Source organism: Pseudomonas sp. PAMC 26793 (genome assembly GCF_000313235.1).
In the GTDB taxonomy this organism is placed as follows: Bacteria; Pseudomonadota; Gammaproteobacteria; order Pseudomonadales; family Pseudomonadaceae; genus Aquipseudomonas; species Aquipseudomonas yamanorum.
In genome coordinates this window covers 55,765-72,258 of sequence record NZ_AMXG01000045.1, presented here as the reverse complement: position 1 = coordinate 72,258, position 16,494 = coordinate 55,765, and the positions used below count along the sequence as shown (strand labels likewise).

General features: G+C 59.9%; 12 protein-coding genes. 9 read left to right on the top strand and 3 right to left on the bottom strand.

Annotated features, from left to right (window positions below; translation table 11 throughout):
* The first annotated feature begins 37 nt into the window (after positions 1-37).
* Together cysK and D109_RS0124310 are read left to right on the top strand one after the other, a co-directional pair.
* On the top strand, positions 38-1,012 hold the full coding sequence (cysK, locus tag D109_RS0124315; protein WP_017479172.1) for a cysteine synthase A: 975 nt from the start codon (positions 38-40) through the stop codon (positions 1,010-1,012).
* A gap of 186 nt (positions 1,013-1,198) precedes the next feature.
* On the top strand, positions 1,199-2,137 hold the full coding sequence (locus tag D109_RS0124310; protein ID WP_017479171.1) for an aspartyl/asparaginyl beta-hydroxylase domain-containing protein: 939 nt from the start codon (positions 1,199-1,201) through the stop codon (positions 2,135-2,137).
* Between the two features lie 43 nt (positions 2,138-2,180).
* Here the strand turns inward: D109_RS0124310 and D109_RS1000000134285 are convergent, their stop codons facing one another.
* Positions 2,181-2,360 carry a hypothetical protein gene (locus D109_RS1000000134285; protein ID WP_152416401.1) on the bottom strand — a complete coding sequence of 60 codons (180 nt, stop codon included), beginning with the start codon at positions 2,358-2,360 and terminating at the stop codon, positions 2,181-2,183.
* Between the two features lie 548 nt (positions 2,361-2,908).
* Between D109_RS1000000134285 and D109_RS0124305 the strand changes: the two genes are divergently transcribed.
* Positions 2,909-3,769: a DMT family transporter gene (locus D109_RS0124305; protein ID WP_017479170.1), complete on the top strand. Its 861-nt coding sequence runs from the start codon at positions 2,909-2,911 to the stop codon at positions 3,767-3,769.
* 30 nt (positions 3,770-3,799) lie between these two features.
* On the opposite strand, the gene D109_RS0124300 is transcribed toward D109_RS0124305, so the two are convergent.
* Both D109_RS0124300 and D109_RS0124295 read right to left on the bottom strand, forming a co-directional pair.
* Complete coding sequence (locus D109_RS0124300; protein WP_017479169.1) at positions 3,800-4,696, bottom strand: DMT family transporter; 897 nt, start codon at positions 4,694-4,696, stop codon at positions 3,800-3,802.
* 72 nt (positions 4,697-4,768) lie between these two features.
* Positions 4,769-6,379: a methyl-accepting chemotaxis protein gene (locus D109_RS0124295; RefSeq protein ID WP_017479168.1), complete on the bottom strand. Its 1,611-nt coding sequence runs from the start codon at positions 6,377-6,379 to the stop codon at positions 4,769-4,771.
* Between the two features lie 427 nt (positions 6,380-6,806).
* Between D109_RS0124295 and aceK the strand changes: the two genes are divergently transcribed.
* From aceK to D109_RS0124260, 6 genes are all read left to right on the top strand, one after another.
* Entirely contained in the window at positions 6,807-8,528 is a 1,722-nt protein-coding gene (gene aceK, locus D109_RS0124290) for a bifunctional isocitrate dehydrogenase kinase/phosphatase (RefSeq protein WP_017479167.1), read from the top strand.
* A gap of 70 nt (positions 8,529-8,598) precedes the next feature.
* Entirely contained in the window at positions 8,599-12,510 is a 3,912-nt protein-coding gene (gene hrpA, locus D109_RS0124285; RefSeq protein WP_017479166.1) for an ATP-dependent RNA helicase HrpA, read from the top strand.
* 228 nt (positions 12,511-12,738) lie between these two features.
* The gene (locus tag D109_RS0124280; RefSeq protein WP_017479165.1) at positions 12,739-13,860 is read left to right on the top strand and encodes a beta-ketoacyl-ACP synthase III; all 1,122 of its coding nucleotides are present in this window, start codon (positions 12,739-12,741) and stop codon (positions 13,858-13,860) included.
* 25 nt (positions 13,861-13,885) lie between these two features.
* Positions 13,886-14,500 (top strand): RNA polymerase sigma factor, encoded by a 615-nt coding sequence (locus D109_RS0124275; protein ID WP_017479164.1) that lies wholly within the window; start codon positions 13,886-13,888, stop codon positions 14,498-14,500.
* Complete coding sequence (locus D109_RS0124270) at positions 14,494-14,727, top strand: anti-sigma factor (RefSeq protein ID WP_003210701.1); 234 nt, start codon at positions 14,494-14,496, stop codon at positions 14,725-14,727. Before D109_RS0124275 ends, D109_RS0124270 begins: the two co-directional genes overlap by 7 nt.
* 340 nt (positions 14,728-15,067) lie before the next feature.
* Positions 15,068-16,402, top strand: coding sequence for an OprO/OprP family phosphate-selective porin (locus D109_RS0124260; RefSeq protein WP_017479162.1), 1,335 nt, complete (start codon positions 15,068-15,070; stop codon positions 16,400-16,402).
* The last annotated feature ends 92 nt before the right edge of the window (positions 16,403-16,494 follow it).

Genomic DNA, 16,494 nt, shown 5'->3' with positions numbered 1-16,494 from the left:
CCTTGGGGCCTTCCTGAAATTGCCTTAAGGACCCGTCATGAGCCGCACTTTTGCAGACAACGCGCACTCCATCGGTAACACGCCCCTGGTTCAGATCAACCGCATCGCCCCGCGTGGCGTGACTATCCTGGCCAAGATCGAAGGGCGTAACCCGGGGTATTCGGTGAAATGCCGGATTGGCGCAAACATGATCTGGGACGCCGAAGGCAGCGGCAAACTCAAGCCGGGCATGACCATTGTCGAGCCGACTTCCGGCAATACCGGCATCGGCCTGGCGTTTGTTGCCGCCGCTCGTGGTTACAAGTTGTTGCTGACCATGCCCGCTTCCATGAGCATCGAGCGCCGCAAGGTGCTCAAGGCCCTCGGCGCCGAACTGGTGTTGACCGAGCCGGCCAAGGGCATGAAGGGCGCGATCGAAAAGGCCGGCGAAATCCTCGCCAGCGACCCGGCCAAGTATTTTATGCCGGCCCAGTTCGAAAACCCGGCCAACCCGGCGATCCACGAGAAAACCACCGGTCCGGAAATCTGGAATGACACTGATGGCGCCGTGGACGTGCTGGTGGCAGGCGTAGGCACCGGCGGCACCATCACCGGGGTGTCGCGCTATATCAAGAACACCCAGGGCAAGCCGATCCTGTCGGTGGCGGTGGAGCCCATCAGCTCGCCGGTGATTACCCAGGCGCTGGCCGGTGAAGAGATCAAGCCCAGCCCCCACAAGATCCAGGGCATTGGCGCCGGTTTTGTGCCGAAAAACCTCGACCTGTCGATGGTCGACCGGGTCGAACTGATCAGCGATGAAGAGTCCAAGGCCATGGCTTTGCGGCTGATGCAGGAGGAGGGGATTCTCTGCGGTATCTCCTGTGGCGCGGCAATGGCCGTGGCGGTGCGCCTGGCGGAGAAGCCGGAAATGCAGGGCAAGACCATCGTCGTGGTGCTGCCTGACTCCGGTGAACGCTACCTGTCGAGCATGCTGTTCGCCGATTTGTTTACCGATCAGGAAAACCAGGCTTGATTCAAATCAGCGCGATGGCGTGGCCCTTATGCATAATTGGCCCGTTATCGCGCACCGCTAGATGCTGATTGTTGGAGTGCGCGGGTTTTTCCCGAGGCCCGGAGTGTTTATCATGGCCGGCTGCTACGTCTGGTTTCCCGATAATGGGAGGCTAATGGCCAGACGCCTATTTCCAGGAGTTGCTGCATGACCTTTTCTTTGGCCGCCAAACTGTCGGTGTTGCTGCTGTTTATCGGCAGTACGCTGTACGTGCATTTGCGTGGCAAGGCCCGTTTGCCGATGTTGCGTCAATTCGTCAACCATTCGGCGCTGTTCGCCCCGTATAACGCCTTGATGTACATCTTCTCCGCCGTGCCGTCCAAGCCGTACCTGGACCGCAGCAAGTTTCCTGAGCTGGACGTGCTCAAGGACAACTGGGAAGTGATTCGCGAAGAGGCCATGCACCTGTTCGACGAGGGCTACATCCGCGCCGCCGAGAAGAACAACGATGCCGGTTTCGGCTCGTTCTTCAAGAAGGGCTGGAAGCGTTTCTACCTCAAGTGGTACGACAAACCGTTGCCGTCGGCTGAACTGCTGTGCCCAAAAACCGTGGCCCTGGTCAGCAGCATTCCCAACGTCAAGGGCGCGATGTTTGCCCTGTTGCCCGGTGGCAGCCACCTCAACCCGCACCGTGACCCGTTTGCCGGTTCCCTGCGTTACCATCTGGGGCTGTCCACGCCCAACTCCGACGACTGCCGCATCTTCGTCGACGGCCAGGTGTACGCCTGGCGTGACGGTGAAGACGTGATGTTCGACGAGACCTACGTGCACTGGGTGAAGAACGAAACCGAGCACACCCGGGTGATCCTGTTCTGCGACATCGAACGCCCCCTGAGCAGCCGCCTGATGACGCGCATCAACCGCTGGGTCAGCGCGCAACTGGGCCGCGCTACCGCGCCGCAGAACCTGGATGACGAACGTGTTGGCGGGATCAACCAGGCGTACGCCTGGAGCAAGCGCTTCAGCGACAGCTTCAGCGGTGTGGTCAAGCAGTGGAAGCGCAAGCATCCGAAGGCTTATCGCATCCTGCGGCCAGTGCTGGCGGTGGTGGTGCTGACGGCGTTGGGGTATTGGTTGTTTGGTTAAGGCTTTCGCAGGCATAAAAAAACCGCTCGAGTGAGCGGTTTTTTTATGCTTTTGATTTGTCGGGGTTGCCCGCTAAAAGGCTGGGCTCATCAACGCTGGTCGTCATCGCTGCACTGAGAAAGCGGCGCTGATTGGCGGTGAGTGCTAGTGCTGGGACTCCAGACTCTTTTATTGGCTTCGATGATGATTTCTGGCTGACGGAGTTTTCAGGAACTGCTCCCATATTAGCCTCCACTGTTGATTATTAATTGAGCATGGTTGCGATGCTAAGCCCGCCTTTGAACGGTATAACTGATAGCGCAGAGAATCGCGTTTTTTTGCCATTGGTCATCATGAGTTAAAAGCCCCCGGATTCGGAGCGGATTGGTTTTTCCAAAGGCTAGTGGCGTTGACCCAAGCTGTCCTTACTGGCCTTTTGGCGAAGTCATTGCAAAGCATGTCCCCAGCTGGTTATAGTCGGCCGCAGGTGTTTTCAGACACCTTGTCCATCCCCTCAAAAAAGATCAGCACATGCCAGCTTCCTTGCGCATAGCGGTAGTCGATTCAGCGGTCAACGCTGTGGTCGTGCCGTGCGGGAGCCAGCAGCCTGCGCAGATCAGTCACTACCCCCCACCTGTCAGTAGCACGCCGGTGTACGCAGTCGTATCACCGCCGGGTGTTGGCATTTCGGGCTGATCAGCTGATGGCTGTTCCCCTGTGCCCGCCTGAAAAAAACCTACTGAATTTCAGCCTTTGCTGAGTTGGCTTTTTGCCTGATTACAGGTGGTATCCATGTCTGTTCTTTCGAAACAATCCGTGGCCGCGGCGGCCTCGACGAGCCTGTTTGTCTTGCTGTGGAGCAGCGGGGCGATTTTCTCCAAATGGGGCCTGGCCCACGCTTCGCCCTTTGCGTTTTTGCTGATCCGTTTTGCCATCGCCCTGGCGGGGCTGGTGATACTGGTCCCGATCCTCAAGCTGAAGTTGCCGCGCCCTGGCAAGCCGATGCTCTACGCGGCAGCCACCGGGCTGGTATTGTTGGGGGCCTACCAGATTTTCTATCTGCTGGCCCTGGACCTCAAAGTCACGCCCGGCATGATGGCAACCATCATGGGCGTGCAACCGATCCTGACCGTGGTGTTGATGGAGCGTCAGCGCTCCTGGAGCCGGATGTTCGGCCTGGCGCTGGGGTTGGCGGGGTTGATCATGGTGGTGTACCAGGGCATCGGCATGTCCGGGATGTCCTTGGCGGGCATGCTCTTTGGCCTGTTGGCCCTGGCCAGCATGACCTTCGGCTCGATCATGCAGAAGCGCATCACCGATAACCCGCTGGGCACGCTGCCGGTGCAGTACTTCGCTGGCTTGTTGTTGTGCTCGGTGTTTGTGCCGTTCCAGCCGTTCCACTTTGAACACAGCAGCGGCTTTTTCGTGCCGGTGCTGTGGATGGGCTTGGTGGTGTCGTTGCTGGCGACGCTGTTGCTGTACCGGCTGATCGCTCGGGGCAACCTGGTGAATGTCACCAGCTTGTTCTATCTGGTGCCCGCGGTGACGGCGGTGATGGATTACCTGATCTTCGGCAACAAGCTGGCAATCCTGAGCTTGGTGGGGATGGGGCTGATCATTGTCGGATTGGCTTTTGTGTTCCGTAAGAGCTGATCAACCCCAGCTGTAGGAGCCGAAACGCTCCTACAGCTTCCCGGCCAATTTCCCTGGCCGAAGCACCAGCCACAACGCCCCCGCAATCAACAACCCGCCATACAGATGCGCCATGGACAGCGGCTCATCCAGCAGCAACGCACCCCACAACACCCCGAACGGCGGAATCATGAAGGTCACGGTCATCGACTTCACCGGGCCGATGGAGGTCAGCAAGCGGAAGTACAGGATGTAGGCAAACGCCGTACATACCAGCCCCAACCCCAGCAACGACAACCACACAGGCCAGCCACCCCAACTGGCCGGTGGATGGCTGATGGCACTCCAGGCAAACAGCGGCAGCAGGAACAGCGTGGCCCCGAGCATGCTGCCCAAGGCTGCGAGACGGCTGTCCAGCCCGCCCCGTTGATCGAGCCAGCGCCGTGCCAAAAAGCCGGCAAAACCATAGCAGGTGGTCGCCAACAGGCACGCCAGCGCACCCATCAGCAGTTCCAGGTCGAAGGCCACCGGCCCGGCGCGAGTCAGGATGCCAACGCCGAACAGCCCCAGGCACACTCCTGCAATTTTCGACGGCGTCAGACGCTCACTGAAAAACAGCCCGCCAATCAGCACGCCCATCAGTGGCGTCGTGGCGTTGAAAATCGCCGAGTAACCTGCCGGTAGCACTTGGGCCGCCACCGAATACATGGTCGCGGGAATGCCCGAGTTGATCACGCCCAGTAACAGGACCGTTTTGAACTTGCCCTGGAAATCCCAGTTCACCCGCATCATGGCGAGGATCACCAGCAGGCCGGTGGCGGCAATCGACACCCGGAAAAATGCCGTAGGAATGGTGCCGATTTCCGGCGCGATAATTCGCATGAACAAAAAACTCGCGCCCCAGATAGCGGCCAGCACCAACAGGTGCAGGGTGTCGACAGGTCTCACGGAAACACTCCTGTTTGATAAGGGCGGAAGTGTTGCCCACGGACCTGTCTGACACAATCGCTAATACATGTTTTACAGCACGAAGCGCGTCACCAAGGCATTGAGGTCCACCGCCAGCCGCGACAGTTCCTGGCTGGCCGCCGAAGTCTGGGTGGCACCGGCGGCGGTTTGTGTCGACAGGTCCCGAATGTTCACCAGGCTGCGGTCCACTTCTCGGGCCACCAGTGCTTGCTGCTCGGCGGCGCTGGCGATCACCAGGTTGCGCTGGCTGATCTGCGAGATCGCTGCGGTGATTTTCTCCAGCGCGCTGCCGGCGCTATTGGCCCGCTGCAAAGTCTGCCCGGCGTGTTCGGCACTGCTGTTCAAGGCACCGACGGTGTCCTGGGTACCTTGCTGGATACCGTTGATCATCTGCTCGATTTCTTCGGTGGAGTCCTGGGTGCGTTGCGCCAGGGAGCGCACTTCGTCCGCCACCACGGCAAAACCGCGACCGGCCTCGCCTGCGCGGGCCGCCTCAATTGCCGCATTAAGTGCCAGCAGGTTGGTCTGACCGGCAATCCCGCGAATCACTTCCAGCACCTTGCTGATGTCCTGGGCCTGCACGGCCAGGCCTTCGGCCTTGGTAGAGGCCCCGAGCACCTCGTCCACCAGGTTCTGGATCGAGCTGATGGTTTCGCTGATCTGGTAGTGGCCGTGTTTGCTGTCTTCGTCGGAGGCCTTGGACGCTTCGGCGCTGGACACCGCATTGCCCGCCACTTCATCCACTGCCGCGCTCATTTGCGTCACGGCAGTGGCGGCCTGTTCGATTTCATCGTTCTGCGCTTGCAGGCCGCGGGTGCTTTGTTCCATTACTGAGCTCATCTCTTCCGCCGCCGAGGCCAACTGCTGCGACGACTCACTGATGCCACGGATGGTGTCTTGCAGGTTGGTCTGCATGGTGGCCAGGGCCGTCAGCAGTTGCGCCGGCTCATCCTTGCCTTCCACAACAATCGGCCGGCTCAGGTCGCCGGAAGCGATGGTGCGGGCCACCGTCAGTGCCTGGCCGATGGGCGCGGTGATGCTGCGGGTCAGCAGCCAGGCCAGCAACAAGGTGGCGAGCAGGGCGGTGACAATGATGGTGCCGACCACCCATTGGGCGCTGGTGTACATCTGGGCTGCCGACTCTGCGGCGTCTTCCACACCTTTTTGATTGAAGGTGATCATGTCTTCCAGGCTTTTATTGAGGACCATGCCCTGGGGCGCCAGCCGGCTATTGAGCAAGTCCATGGCGTTTTGCTGTTGGTCCTGGTCGACCAGTTGAATCATCTGGGCGACGATCGTCATGTAGGTCGCAACGTTGGCTTTCAACTGCTTGAGCATGTCGCGTTCCTGCTCGTTGCTCAGCAGGGTTTCGTGGCGGCTGAGCAATTCTTCAAGGTCGCTGCGCTGGCGGGTGATCAGGCTTTTGCTGTTGTCACGCACCCGGGACTCATCGGTGGTGAGCAAGCGCAACGCTTCCAGGCGGATGCTGGCGACATAGGCGGCGCTGTCGTGAATGTTTTCAATACTCGGCATCCACGACTCTTCGATGATCAGCGCGCTTTCCCGCAGCTTGGCCATCTGTCCCAGGCCAAACAGGCCGACCACTATCAACAGGCTGGCCAACACCCCAAAACTCAGACTGGCGCGCAGACCGATCCCCATATTCCTCAATGACATCTCAATGCTCCTTGGGCGATTAGAACCTGTTCCCGGATCGGTCTTCTGACCTTGTTAGGTGGGAGAGGGCGCGCTATATAGCAAAGAGCCATCACGTAAGGTAATAAGGGTTTCCCTTACGTTGGATCCAATGCTCTCAAGGAACGTGAGGTCCAGCGTGCTAGAGCAAATACTCGGGTTTTCCAAGGGGCACCCGAGGGAGGCCCGTGGCTAAAGGCTTTCAGATGAAACGTTTAACTTGGCAAGGATGACTTCAAGGTTTTTTATTGACCAAATGGTCGAATTAATAAAATTGAAAATAAATGTACAAAATGAACAAACCCGTACAAGTCTGAACGGAAAATGTCCCTTCTCCTGTCCCTGCACACTGGCTAAGCTCAGCTCACTCCAAATGCCCGCAGAGGTTTCCCAAATGCCGCAGCAAACGCCCGCCCTCGACATTGCGCAGATGATCCTCGACGGCTTCGACGACTACCGCGAGCACTTCCGCCAGATCACCGATGGCGCCCGGGAGCGTTTCGAAAAGGCGCAGTGGCAGCAAGGGCAGGCGGCTTCGGCAGCGCGCATCAACCTGTATGAAGACAAGGTCAGCGAAGTCACGGCGCGGCTGCGGGCGGCCTTCGATGAGGCCGTGTTGCTCGACATTGCAGCCTGGCCGCTGGTGAAAAGCGCCTACATCAGCCTGATCGACCTGCGGTTTGACGATGAGCTGTCCGAGACCTGGTACAACTCGACGTTTTGCGGTCTGTTCAGCCATGACCTGATCAGCGACGGCTGCATGTTCATTCACACCACCCGACCCAGCCTGCGCCGCGCCCGGGCGGCGCAAACCCGCACCTACAAGCCGGGCGGCAAGCTGGCGGGCATGCTGGAACAGATTTTCGCCGACTACCGTTTCAGCGAACCCTACGCCGACTTGCCCGCCGACCTGCGCCGCCTGGAAGCGCAATTGCGCGAAAACCTGCCGGACTGGGTCTGCAAAGACCCGGACCTGAATGTCGAACTGTTTTCGTCGGTGCTGTACCGCAACAAAGGCGCTTACCTCGTAGGACGCATCTACACCCGCGACGAACAGTGGCCGCTGGTAATCCCGCTGCTGCACCGGGAAGGGCGCGGCATCCAGATCGACGCGCTGATCACCGACGAAGCCGACGTGTCGATCATCTTCTCGTTCACCCGCTCCTATTTCATGGTGGACGTGCCGGTGCCGGCGGAGTTTATCGGCTTCCTCAAGCGCATCCTGCCGGGCAAGCATATCGCCGAGTTGTACACCTCCATCGGCTTCTACAAGCACGGCAAATCCGAATTCTACCGGGCACTGATCAACCACCTCGCCACCACCGACGATCAGTTCATCATGGCCCCGGGCGTGCGCGGCATGGTCATGAGCGTGTTTACCCTGCCGGGCTTCAACACCGTGTTCAAGATCATCAAGGACCGCTTTTCACCGTCGAAAAACGTCAACCGCGCCACCGTGATCGAGAAGTACCGGCTGGTGAAAAGTGTCGACCGGGTAGGGCGCATGGCTGACACCCAGGAGTTCGCCGACTTCCGTTTTCCGTTGAGCAAGTTCGAGCCCGAATGTCTGGCTGAGTTGCTTGAAGTCGCCGCCGGCACCGTCGAAGTGGAAGGCGATACGGTGCTGATCCGCCACTGCTGGACCGAGCGGCGCATGACCCCGCTCAACCTCTATCTGGAAAACGCCAACGAAGCCCAGGTGCGCGAAGCGCTGGAAGACTACGGTCTGGCGATCAAGCAACTGGCGGCGGCGAATATTTTTCCCGGCGATATGTTGCTGAAGAATTTTGGCGTCACCCGCCATGGTCGCGTGGTGTTCTACGACTATGACGAAATCTGTTTCCTGACCGAGGCCAACTTCCGCCACATCCCGGCGCCGCGTACCCCGGAAGATGAAATGGCCTCCGAGCCCTGGTATTCCATCGGCCCGCTGGATGTGTTCCCGGAGGAATTCCCGCCATTCCTGTTTGCCGATGCCGGCCAGCGCCGGCTGTTCGACGAACTGCACGGCGAGTTGTACAACGCCGACTACTGGAAAGGCCTGCAAGAGGCGATTCGCGCCGGCAAGGTGATCGATGTGTTTCCTTACCGGCGCAAGGGCCTGGAAAATGAATGAGGGGAGCGCGTGGCGGCGCTTTTCTGCGACAATCCGCCCCCTGCCTACATAGACGACCTTTGCGTACCTGATGACTGACCAAGCGCCCGCTATCGACCAACTGCTGAAAAACCTCGATCACGCCATGCTCGCCGACCGCCACCGCTTGCGGCGGCAACTGCTTGAGCTGCGCAAGAAACCCGATGAGGAAAAACTTGCGCAGTGGGTGACGCGGATGCAGGCCTCCTGCGCCCAGGTGACGGCGCGGCGTGCCAGCCTGCCGGTGATTCGCTATGACGACAGCCTGCCGATCGCCGCCAAGCGCGACGAAATCAAGGCGGCGCTGCTCAAGCATCAGGTGCTGATCATTGCCGGTGAGACCGGCTCGGGTAAAACCACCCAGTTGCCGAAAATCTGCCTGGAGATCGGCCGCGGGCAATACGGCTTGATCGGTCATACCCAGCCGCGGCGGATTGCAGCGCGCAGCGTGGCCAGTCGGGTCGCGGAAGAGTTGGCGACGCCGCTGGGCGCGCTGGTTGGCTATCAGGTGCGCTTCGAAGATCAGAGTGATTCCAACACCCTGATCAAGCTGATGACCGACGGCATCCTGCTGGCCGAAACCCAGAACGACCGCTACCTCGAACGCTACGACACGATCATCGTCGACGAAGCCCACGAGCGCAGCCTGAACATCGACTTCCTGCTGGGTTACCTGAAAACCCTGCTGCCCCGTCGTCCGGATCTCAAAGTTATCATTACCTCGGCGACCATCGACCTGGAGCGCTTTTCCAAGCACTTCGACGATGCGCCGATTGTCGAGGTGTCGGGCCGCACGTTCCCGGTGGAAACCTGGTACCGCCCGCTGACCCTGGAGCAGGATGAAGAGGGCAACCGCGTCGAGGACGACCTGACTGTCGACCAGGCGATTCTCGCCACCCTTGATGAGATCGCCGCCTTTGAACGCAGCGAACGCAAGAGCCCCGGCGATGTGCTGGTGTTCCTGCCCGGCGAGCGCGAGATTCGCGACGCCGCCGACATGCTGCGCAAGGCCCAGCTCAAGCACACTGAAATCCTGCCGCTGTATGCGCGCCTGTCGCCGGCGGAGCAGCAGCGGATTTTCCAGTCCCATCCGGGCCGGCGCGTGGTGCTGGCGACCAACGTCGCGGAAACCTCGCTGACCGTGCCGGGCATTCGTTATGTCATCGACAGTGGCACCGCGCGCATCAGCCGCTACAGCTACCGGGCCAAGGTCCAGCGCTTGCCGATCGAGGCGATTTCCCAGGCCAGCGCCAACCAGCGTAAAGGCCGGTGTGGGCGGGTTGAACCGGGCATTTGCGTACGCCTGTACAGCGAAGAAGATTTTATCGGGCGTCCGGAATTTACCGACCCGGAAATCCTGCGCACCAACCTCGCGGCTGTGATCCTGCAGATGCTGCACCTGCGCCTGGGCGAGATCATCGATTTCCCGTTTATCGAACCGCCGGATGGCAAGGCCATCAGCGACGGTTTCAACCTGCTGCAAGAGTTGTCCGCCGTTGACCGCAACAGCCAGCTCACCCCGATGGGCCGCCAGTTGGCGCGTTTGCCGGTGGACCCGCGCATGGGCCGCATGTTGCTGGAAGCCGCCAGGCTCGGCAGCTTGCAGGAAGTTCTGATTGTCGCCAGTGCCATGTCGATCCAGGACCCGCGCGAGCGTCCGCCGGAACGCCAGCAAGCCGCCGACCAGGCTCACGCACAGTGGAAGGACCCGGATTCGGACTTCGCCGGGTTGGTGAATCTGTGGCGTGGGTTTGAAGAACAGCGCCAGGAATTGACCGCCAGCCCGCTGCGTAACTGGTGCCGCAAGAACTTCCTGAATTACCTGCGGCTGCGGGAGTGGCGTGATTCCCATCGCCAGTTGAGCCTGATCTGCCGCGACATGCAGTTGACCGTCAACAAGGAACCGGCGGACTTCCCGAAACTGCACAAGGCGGTGTTGTCCGGCCTGCTGAGCCAGATCGGGCAGAAGACTGAAGAGGGCGATTACCTCGGCGCGCGCCAGCGGCGTTTCTGGATTCACCCTTCCTCGGGCATCGGCAAGAAGCGCCCGCAGTGGCTGATGACCGCCGAACTGGTGGAAACCACCAAGCTGTATGCACGGATGGTGGCCAAGATCGACGCCGACTGGATCGAGCCGTTGGCCGGGCACCTGATCAAGAAAAACCATTTCGAACCCCATTGGGAGAAGAAACGCGGCCAAGTGGTGGCGTTTGAGCAGATCACCCTGTTCGGGTTGATCATCGTCGGGCGCCGGCCGGTGCATTACGGGCCGATTGATCCGGTGACGTCCCGTGAGCTGTTTATCCGCGAGGGCCTGGTGCGCGGCGAGATTCAGTCCCGGGCCCGCTGCCTGACGGCCAACCAGCAACTGCTGGAACAACTGGATGAGCTGGAAGCCAAGGCTCGCCGGCGCGACATCCTGGCGGACGAGGAAACCCTGTACGCCTTCTACGATGCGCGCCTGCCCGCCGAGATCCACCAGACTGCGACCTTCGACAGTTGGTACAAGGTCAACAGCCAGAAAGACCCGCAACTGTTGATCATGCGCGAAGAAGACGTGCTGGCCCGCGAGGCCAGTGAAGTCACCGCCGCCCATTACCCGGACACCTTGCACTTGGGCGACCTGGCCCTGGCCTTGAGTTATCACTTTGAACCCAACCATCCCCGGGACGGCGTGACCTTGCGAGTGCCGGCGCCGCTGTTGCCGGCCTTGCCGCCCGAGCGCCTGGAGTGGCTGGTGCCGGGTGTGATCGAGGCCAAGTGCATTGCCCTGGTGCGCAACTTGCCCAAGGCCCTGCGCAAGAACTTCGTGCCGGTACCGGATTTCGTCAAGGCGGCCCTGCAACGCATCGAGTTTGGCCAAGGCTCGTTGCCCCAGGCATTGGGGCGCGAGTTGCTGCGCATGACCGGGGCACGGGTCAGCGATGAAGCCTGGGCCGAGGCTGCGCAGCAGGTGGAAAACCACCTGAAGATGAACCTTGAAGTGGTCGACGGCCAGGGCAAGTTCCTCGGTGAAGGCCGCGACCTGGCCGAGCTGACTGCGCGCTTTGCCGAAGCCAGCCAAGCCGCATTGGCCGTGCCGCAGACCGCGAAAAGCCAGCAGCCGGTGGAAGCCAAGGTCTTTGCAGCGGTGGCCGAGAAAACCCAGCAAAACATCGCCGGCCTGTCGATGACGGTGTATCCGGCATTGGTGGAAGAAAACGGCACGGTCAAGGAAGGGCGTTTCTCCACCGCCGCCGAGGCGGAGTTCCAGCACCGTCGGGCCTTGCAGCGCTTGCTCCTGCAACAACTGGCCGAGCCGGCAAAATTTCTGCGGGGCAAGTTGCCCGGCCTGACCGAGTTGGGGCTGATGTACCGCGAGCTGGGGCGTATCGAGGCCCTGGTGGAAGACATTCTGTTGGCCAGCCTCGACAGCTGCGTGCTGGAAGGCGAAGCCAGCCTGCCGCGTGACGGCGCCGGCCTGGCCGCCTTGGCCGAGCGCAAGCGTGGCAGTTGGACCGAACATGCCGAGCGCCAGGCGCGCTTGACCCTCGACATCCTGAAACTGTGGCATGGCCTGCAAAAACGCTTCAAGGGCAAGATTGACCTGGCCCAGGCTGTGGCTCTCAATGACATCAAGCAGCAACTGAGCAACCTGGTGTATCCCGGTTTTGTACGGGAAACCCCGGCGCAATGGTTCAAGGAACTGCCGCGTTTCCTCAAGGCCATCGAGTTGCGCCTGGAGAAACTGCCGAGCCAGGTGCAGAAAGATCGGGTCTGGAGTACCGAGCTGGGTGGCTTGTGGAGCCAGTATCAGAACCGCTTGAACAAGCACGCCCAGGAAGGCAAGCGCGACCCTCAGCTGGAGTTGTATCGCTGGTGGCTGGAGGAGTACCGGGTGTCGTTGTTTGCCCAGCAGTTGGGCACCAAGGTGCCGATTTCCGACAAGCGCCTGAGCAAGCAATGGAGCCTGGTCGAAGCGTGACCACAATCCCGGGGACAGGCGCCCGTCGAGCAAATGGCGCCAAACCCCAGGCTTTATGGCAAACTTCGCGGTTATAAATGCCGGGATCGTCGAATTGGGCTGGCGCAGCCATGGCGCGATGGAATAAAGCGTTACCCGTTTGAAGGCCGCTGAGCGGCATAAAACTACTTACGGTTTGGTACGACGGTACCAATACCCTTCTGCCTGAACAGATTTAGAGGAACGACCGTGCATAACGTCGTCATCAGCGGCACAGGCCTGTACACCCCGGCCAACAGCATCTCCAACGAAGAGCTGGTGCAGTCTTTCAATGCTTACGTGCAACAGTTCAACCTGGATAACGCCGCAGCCATCGAACGCGGTGACGTCGAGCCACTGACCGAATCCAGCGCCGCCTTCATCGAAAAGGCCTCGGGCATCAAGAGCCGCTTTGTCATGGACAAGGCCGGCATTCTCGACCCGCAGCGCATGGCGCCACGCCTGCCTGAGCGCTCCAACGACGAGTGGTCGATCCTCTGCCAGATGGCCGTGGGTGCTGCCGAGCAAGCCTTGCAGCGCGCCGGCAAGACCGCCGCCGACATCGATGGTGTGATCGTTGCCTGTTCCAACCTGCAGCGGGCGTATCCGGCGATTGCCATTGAAGTCCAGGAAGCGCTGGGCATCCAGGGTTTCGGCTTTGACATGAACGTGGCCTGTTCCTCGGCGACCTTCGGCATCCAGAACGCCGCCAACAGCATCCAGTTGGGCCAGGCCCGGGCGATCCTGATGGTCAACCCGGAGATCTGCACCGGCCACCTGAACTTCCGTGACCGCGACAGCCATTTTATCTTTGGTGATGCGGCCACCGCCGTGATTCTCGAGCGGGCCGACCTGGCCACTTCCGACCACCAGTTCGACGTGGTGAGCACCAAGCTGCTGACCAAGTTCTCCAACAACATCCGCAACAACTTTGGTTTCCTCAACCGCGCGGCGGAAGAGGGCATCGGTGCCCCAGACAAGCTGTTCGTGCAAGAAGGCCGCAAAGTCTTCCGTGATGTCTGCCCGATGGTCGCCGAGTTGATCGGCAAGCACCTGTCGGAAAACCAGCTGAATGTCGGCGATGTGAAGCGCTTCTGGCTGCACCAGGCCAACCTCAGCATGAACCACCTGATCGTCAAGAAACTGCTGGGCCGCGAGGCTTCGGTGGAAGAAGCACCAGTGATCCTCGATACTTACGCCAACACCAGCTCCGCGGGTTCGGTGATTGCGTTTCACACCTACCAGGACGACTTGCCCAAGGGCGCTGTGGCCGTGCTGAGCTCGTTCGGCGCCGGGTATTCGATTGGTAGCGTGATTCTGCGCAAACGCTGATCATGTTTTGACATCGAGGTCTTGAATGGCAGCAGCGGACGACGCGCACCTGCTTGAACGATTGCTCAAGGGTGAGCAGCGAGCCTACAAGGAGTTGGTCACCACCTACCAGAGCGCCATGCGTGCAGTGGCCTATGCCATCGTTGGCCAGCGTCATGCCGATGAGGTGGTTCAGGACGCCTGGCTGTCGGTGGTGCGCAACCTGGCGAAGTTCGAAGGGCGCTCCAGCCTCAAGACCTGGCTGCTGACCATCACGGCCAACTCGGCCAAAGGCCGCTACAAGCAAAATCGCCGGGAAGTGCTGCTTGATGACCTGCCGTCGCCCCACGGCACCATCGGCGATGACCGCTTTGTGCCTGACGATGGCCACTGGGCCGTCGCGCCGTTTGCCTGGCATCAGGACACTCCCGAAGCGCTGCTCACCGAAGACGAACTGCGCAAATGCCTGGAGCACACGTTGGCCAGTCTTTCCGAACTGCAAAGCAGCGTACTGCTGCTGCGCGAACGTCAGGGGCTGGAGTTGGAGGAGATTTGTAATCTTCTGACGCTATCGCTCTCCAATGTTCGTGTGCTGCTGCATCGAGCACGGCTTAAAGTCTTCGCCACGGTGGAGCATTTTGAGGAAACCGGCGAATGTTGACCTGTAAAGAACAAGTGGCGCGTTCCAGTGACTATCTCGATGGGCAACTGACCTTTCGCGAGCGTCTGCTGGTGCGTCACCACCTGATGTTTTGCCCCAACTGCCGGCGCTTTATCCGGCAGATGCGCTTGATGCAGGCGACGCTGAAAATCCTGCCCGAGCCGCCCATCGCCGATGTTGATGCGTTGGCCGAACGCCTGGCCGCCGAGCGTTCCCGCGACCAGTAATACCCGTCACTTTTCACACAGAAACGAAGCCCGCATCGATAAATGATGCGGGCTTTTTTTTGCTCAAAAAATAACCAGCATGAAAAAATATTCATTTTTCTCGGGTGTTTTTACATTTTGCAATATCTGGCATTTTTACCATTTTTTAGCGCTGGAGCCATGATTTACAAGGGCTTCGGCTTATTTCGATTGGCTATTAAAAAGTTCACGAGTAACAAAATCTTTATGTTCCAGCAACCCGGCTGAAATATCCCCTCGCCAAGATCGCCCCCCCAACACCAGCGGCTCTAAACCGCGTGTTTTACCAATGCACAAGACCATCAATTAGGGGAATTCTTCGATGATCCGTAAGCACTTCGCCGGTTTCGCGGCCAGCGCCTTGGCCCTGGCTGTCACCGCCCAGGCTTTCGCCGGTACTGTCACTACTGACGGCGCCGATATCGTTGTCAAAACCAAGGGCGGCCTTGAGGTTGCAACCACCGACCAGAATTTCAGCTTCAAGCTGGGTGGTCGTTTGCAGGCCGATTACGGTACGTTTGATGGCTTTTACACCAAGAATGGTGACTCGGCTGACGCGGCCTATTTCCGCCGTGCCTACATCGAGTTCGGCGGCACCGTCTACAAGGACTGGAAGTACCAGGTCAACTACGACCTGTCCCACAACTCCGGCAACGCCGATGATGGTTACTTCGACGAAGCTTCCCTTTCCTACACCGGCTTCAAGCCTGTCGTGATCCGCGCCGGCCGCTTCGACGAAGACTTCGGCCTGGAAAAAGCCACCAGCTCCAAGTGGGTGACCGGCATCGACCGCAACGCGGCGTATGAAGTCGCTGACTGGATTCACTCCCACGCCAACGGCATGGGTATCCAGGCCAGTTCGGTCGTCGGTGACATGGCTTACCTGTCGGCCAGCGTTTCTTCCAAGGACATCAACGACAAGAACGGCAAAGGCGTGAAGCAATTCAACGCCCGTGCGGTGTTCGCACCGATGCATGACACCGGCAACGTGCTGCACCTGGGCCTGGATTACGCGGTACGTGACCTGAAAGACACGGCCTTCGACTCGCGTATTCGTCCACGTCTTGGGGTTCGTGGCGTTTCCACCAACGGCGGCAACGATGCCGGTGCCAACGGCAACCGAGCGACCTTTGGTGGCGGTGTGGGCCTGGATTCCGGCAGCCTGACGGCGAACGACGCCTACGACACCGACACCGTGTTCGGCGGCGAATTTGCATTCGCCCGTGGTCCGTTGTCCCTGCAGGGCGAATACCTGAACCGCAAGCTGAAGGCCGACAGCAGTGCCTATCAGGACGTGAAAGCCAGCGGCTTCTACGGCCAGGTGGCGTACACCCTGACCGGCGAATCCCGTGTCTACAAACTCGACGGCGCCAAGTTCGACACCATCAAGCCCGAGAACAAGCAGTACGGCGCGTGGGAAGTGTTCTACCGCTACGACAATATCACCGTGGATGACAAAAACGTGGTGCGCAACACCGCCACCCGGGAAGTGGGCGATGCCAAGGCCAACCTGAACATCATTGGGGTGAACTGGTACGCCAACGAAGCGGTGAAAATCTCTGCCAACTACATCAAGGCCAAGACCGACAAAATCGTCAACGCCGCCGGTGACGACAGCGGCGACGCCATCGTGGCCCGCGTGCAGTACGTGTTCTAAGCAACCCGCAATACCGCTCCAAAGCGCTTTTTCTTCATCCGTCAAAGCGCTCCTCATTTGGTTTGCCCCGCCGTTTGGCGGGGCTTTTTTTT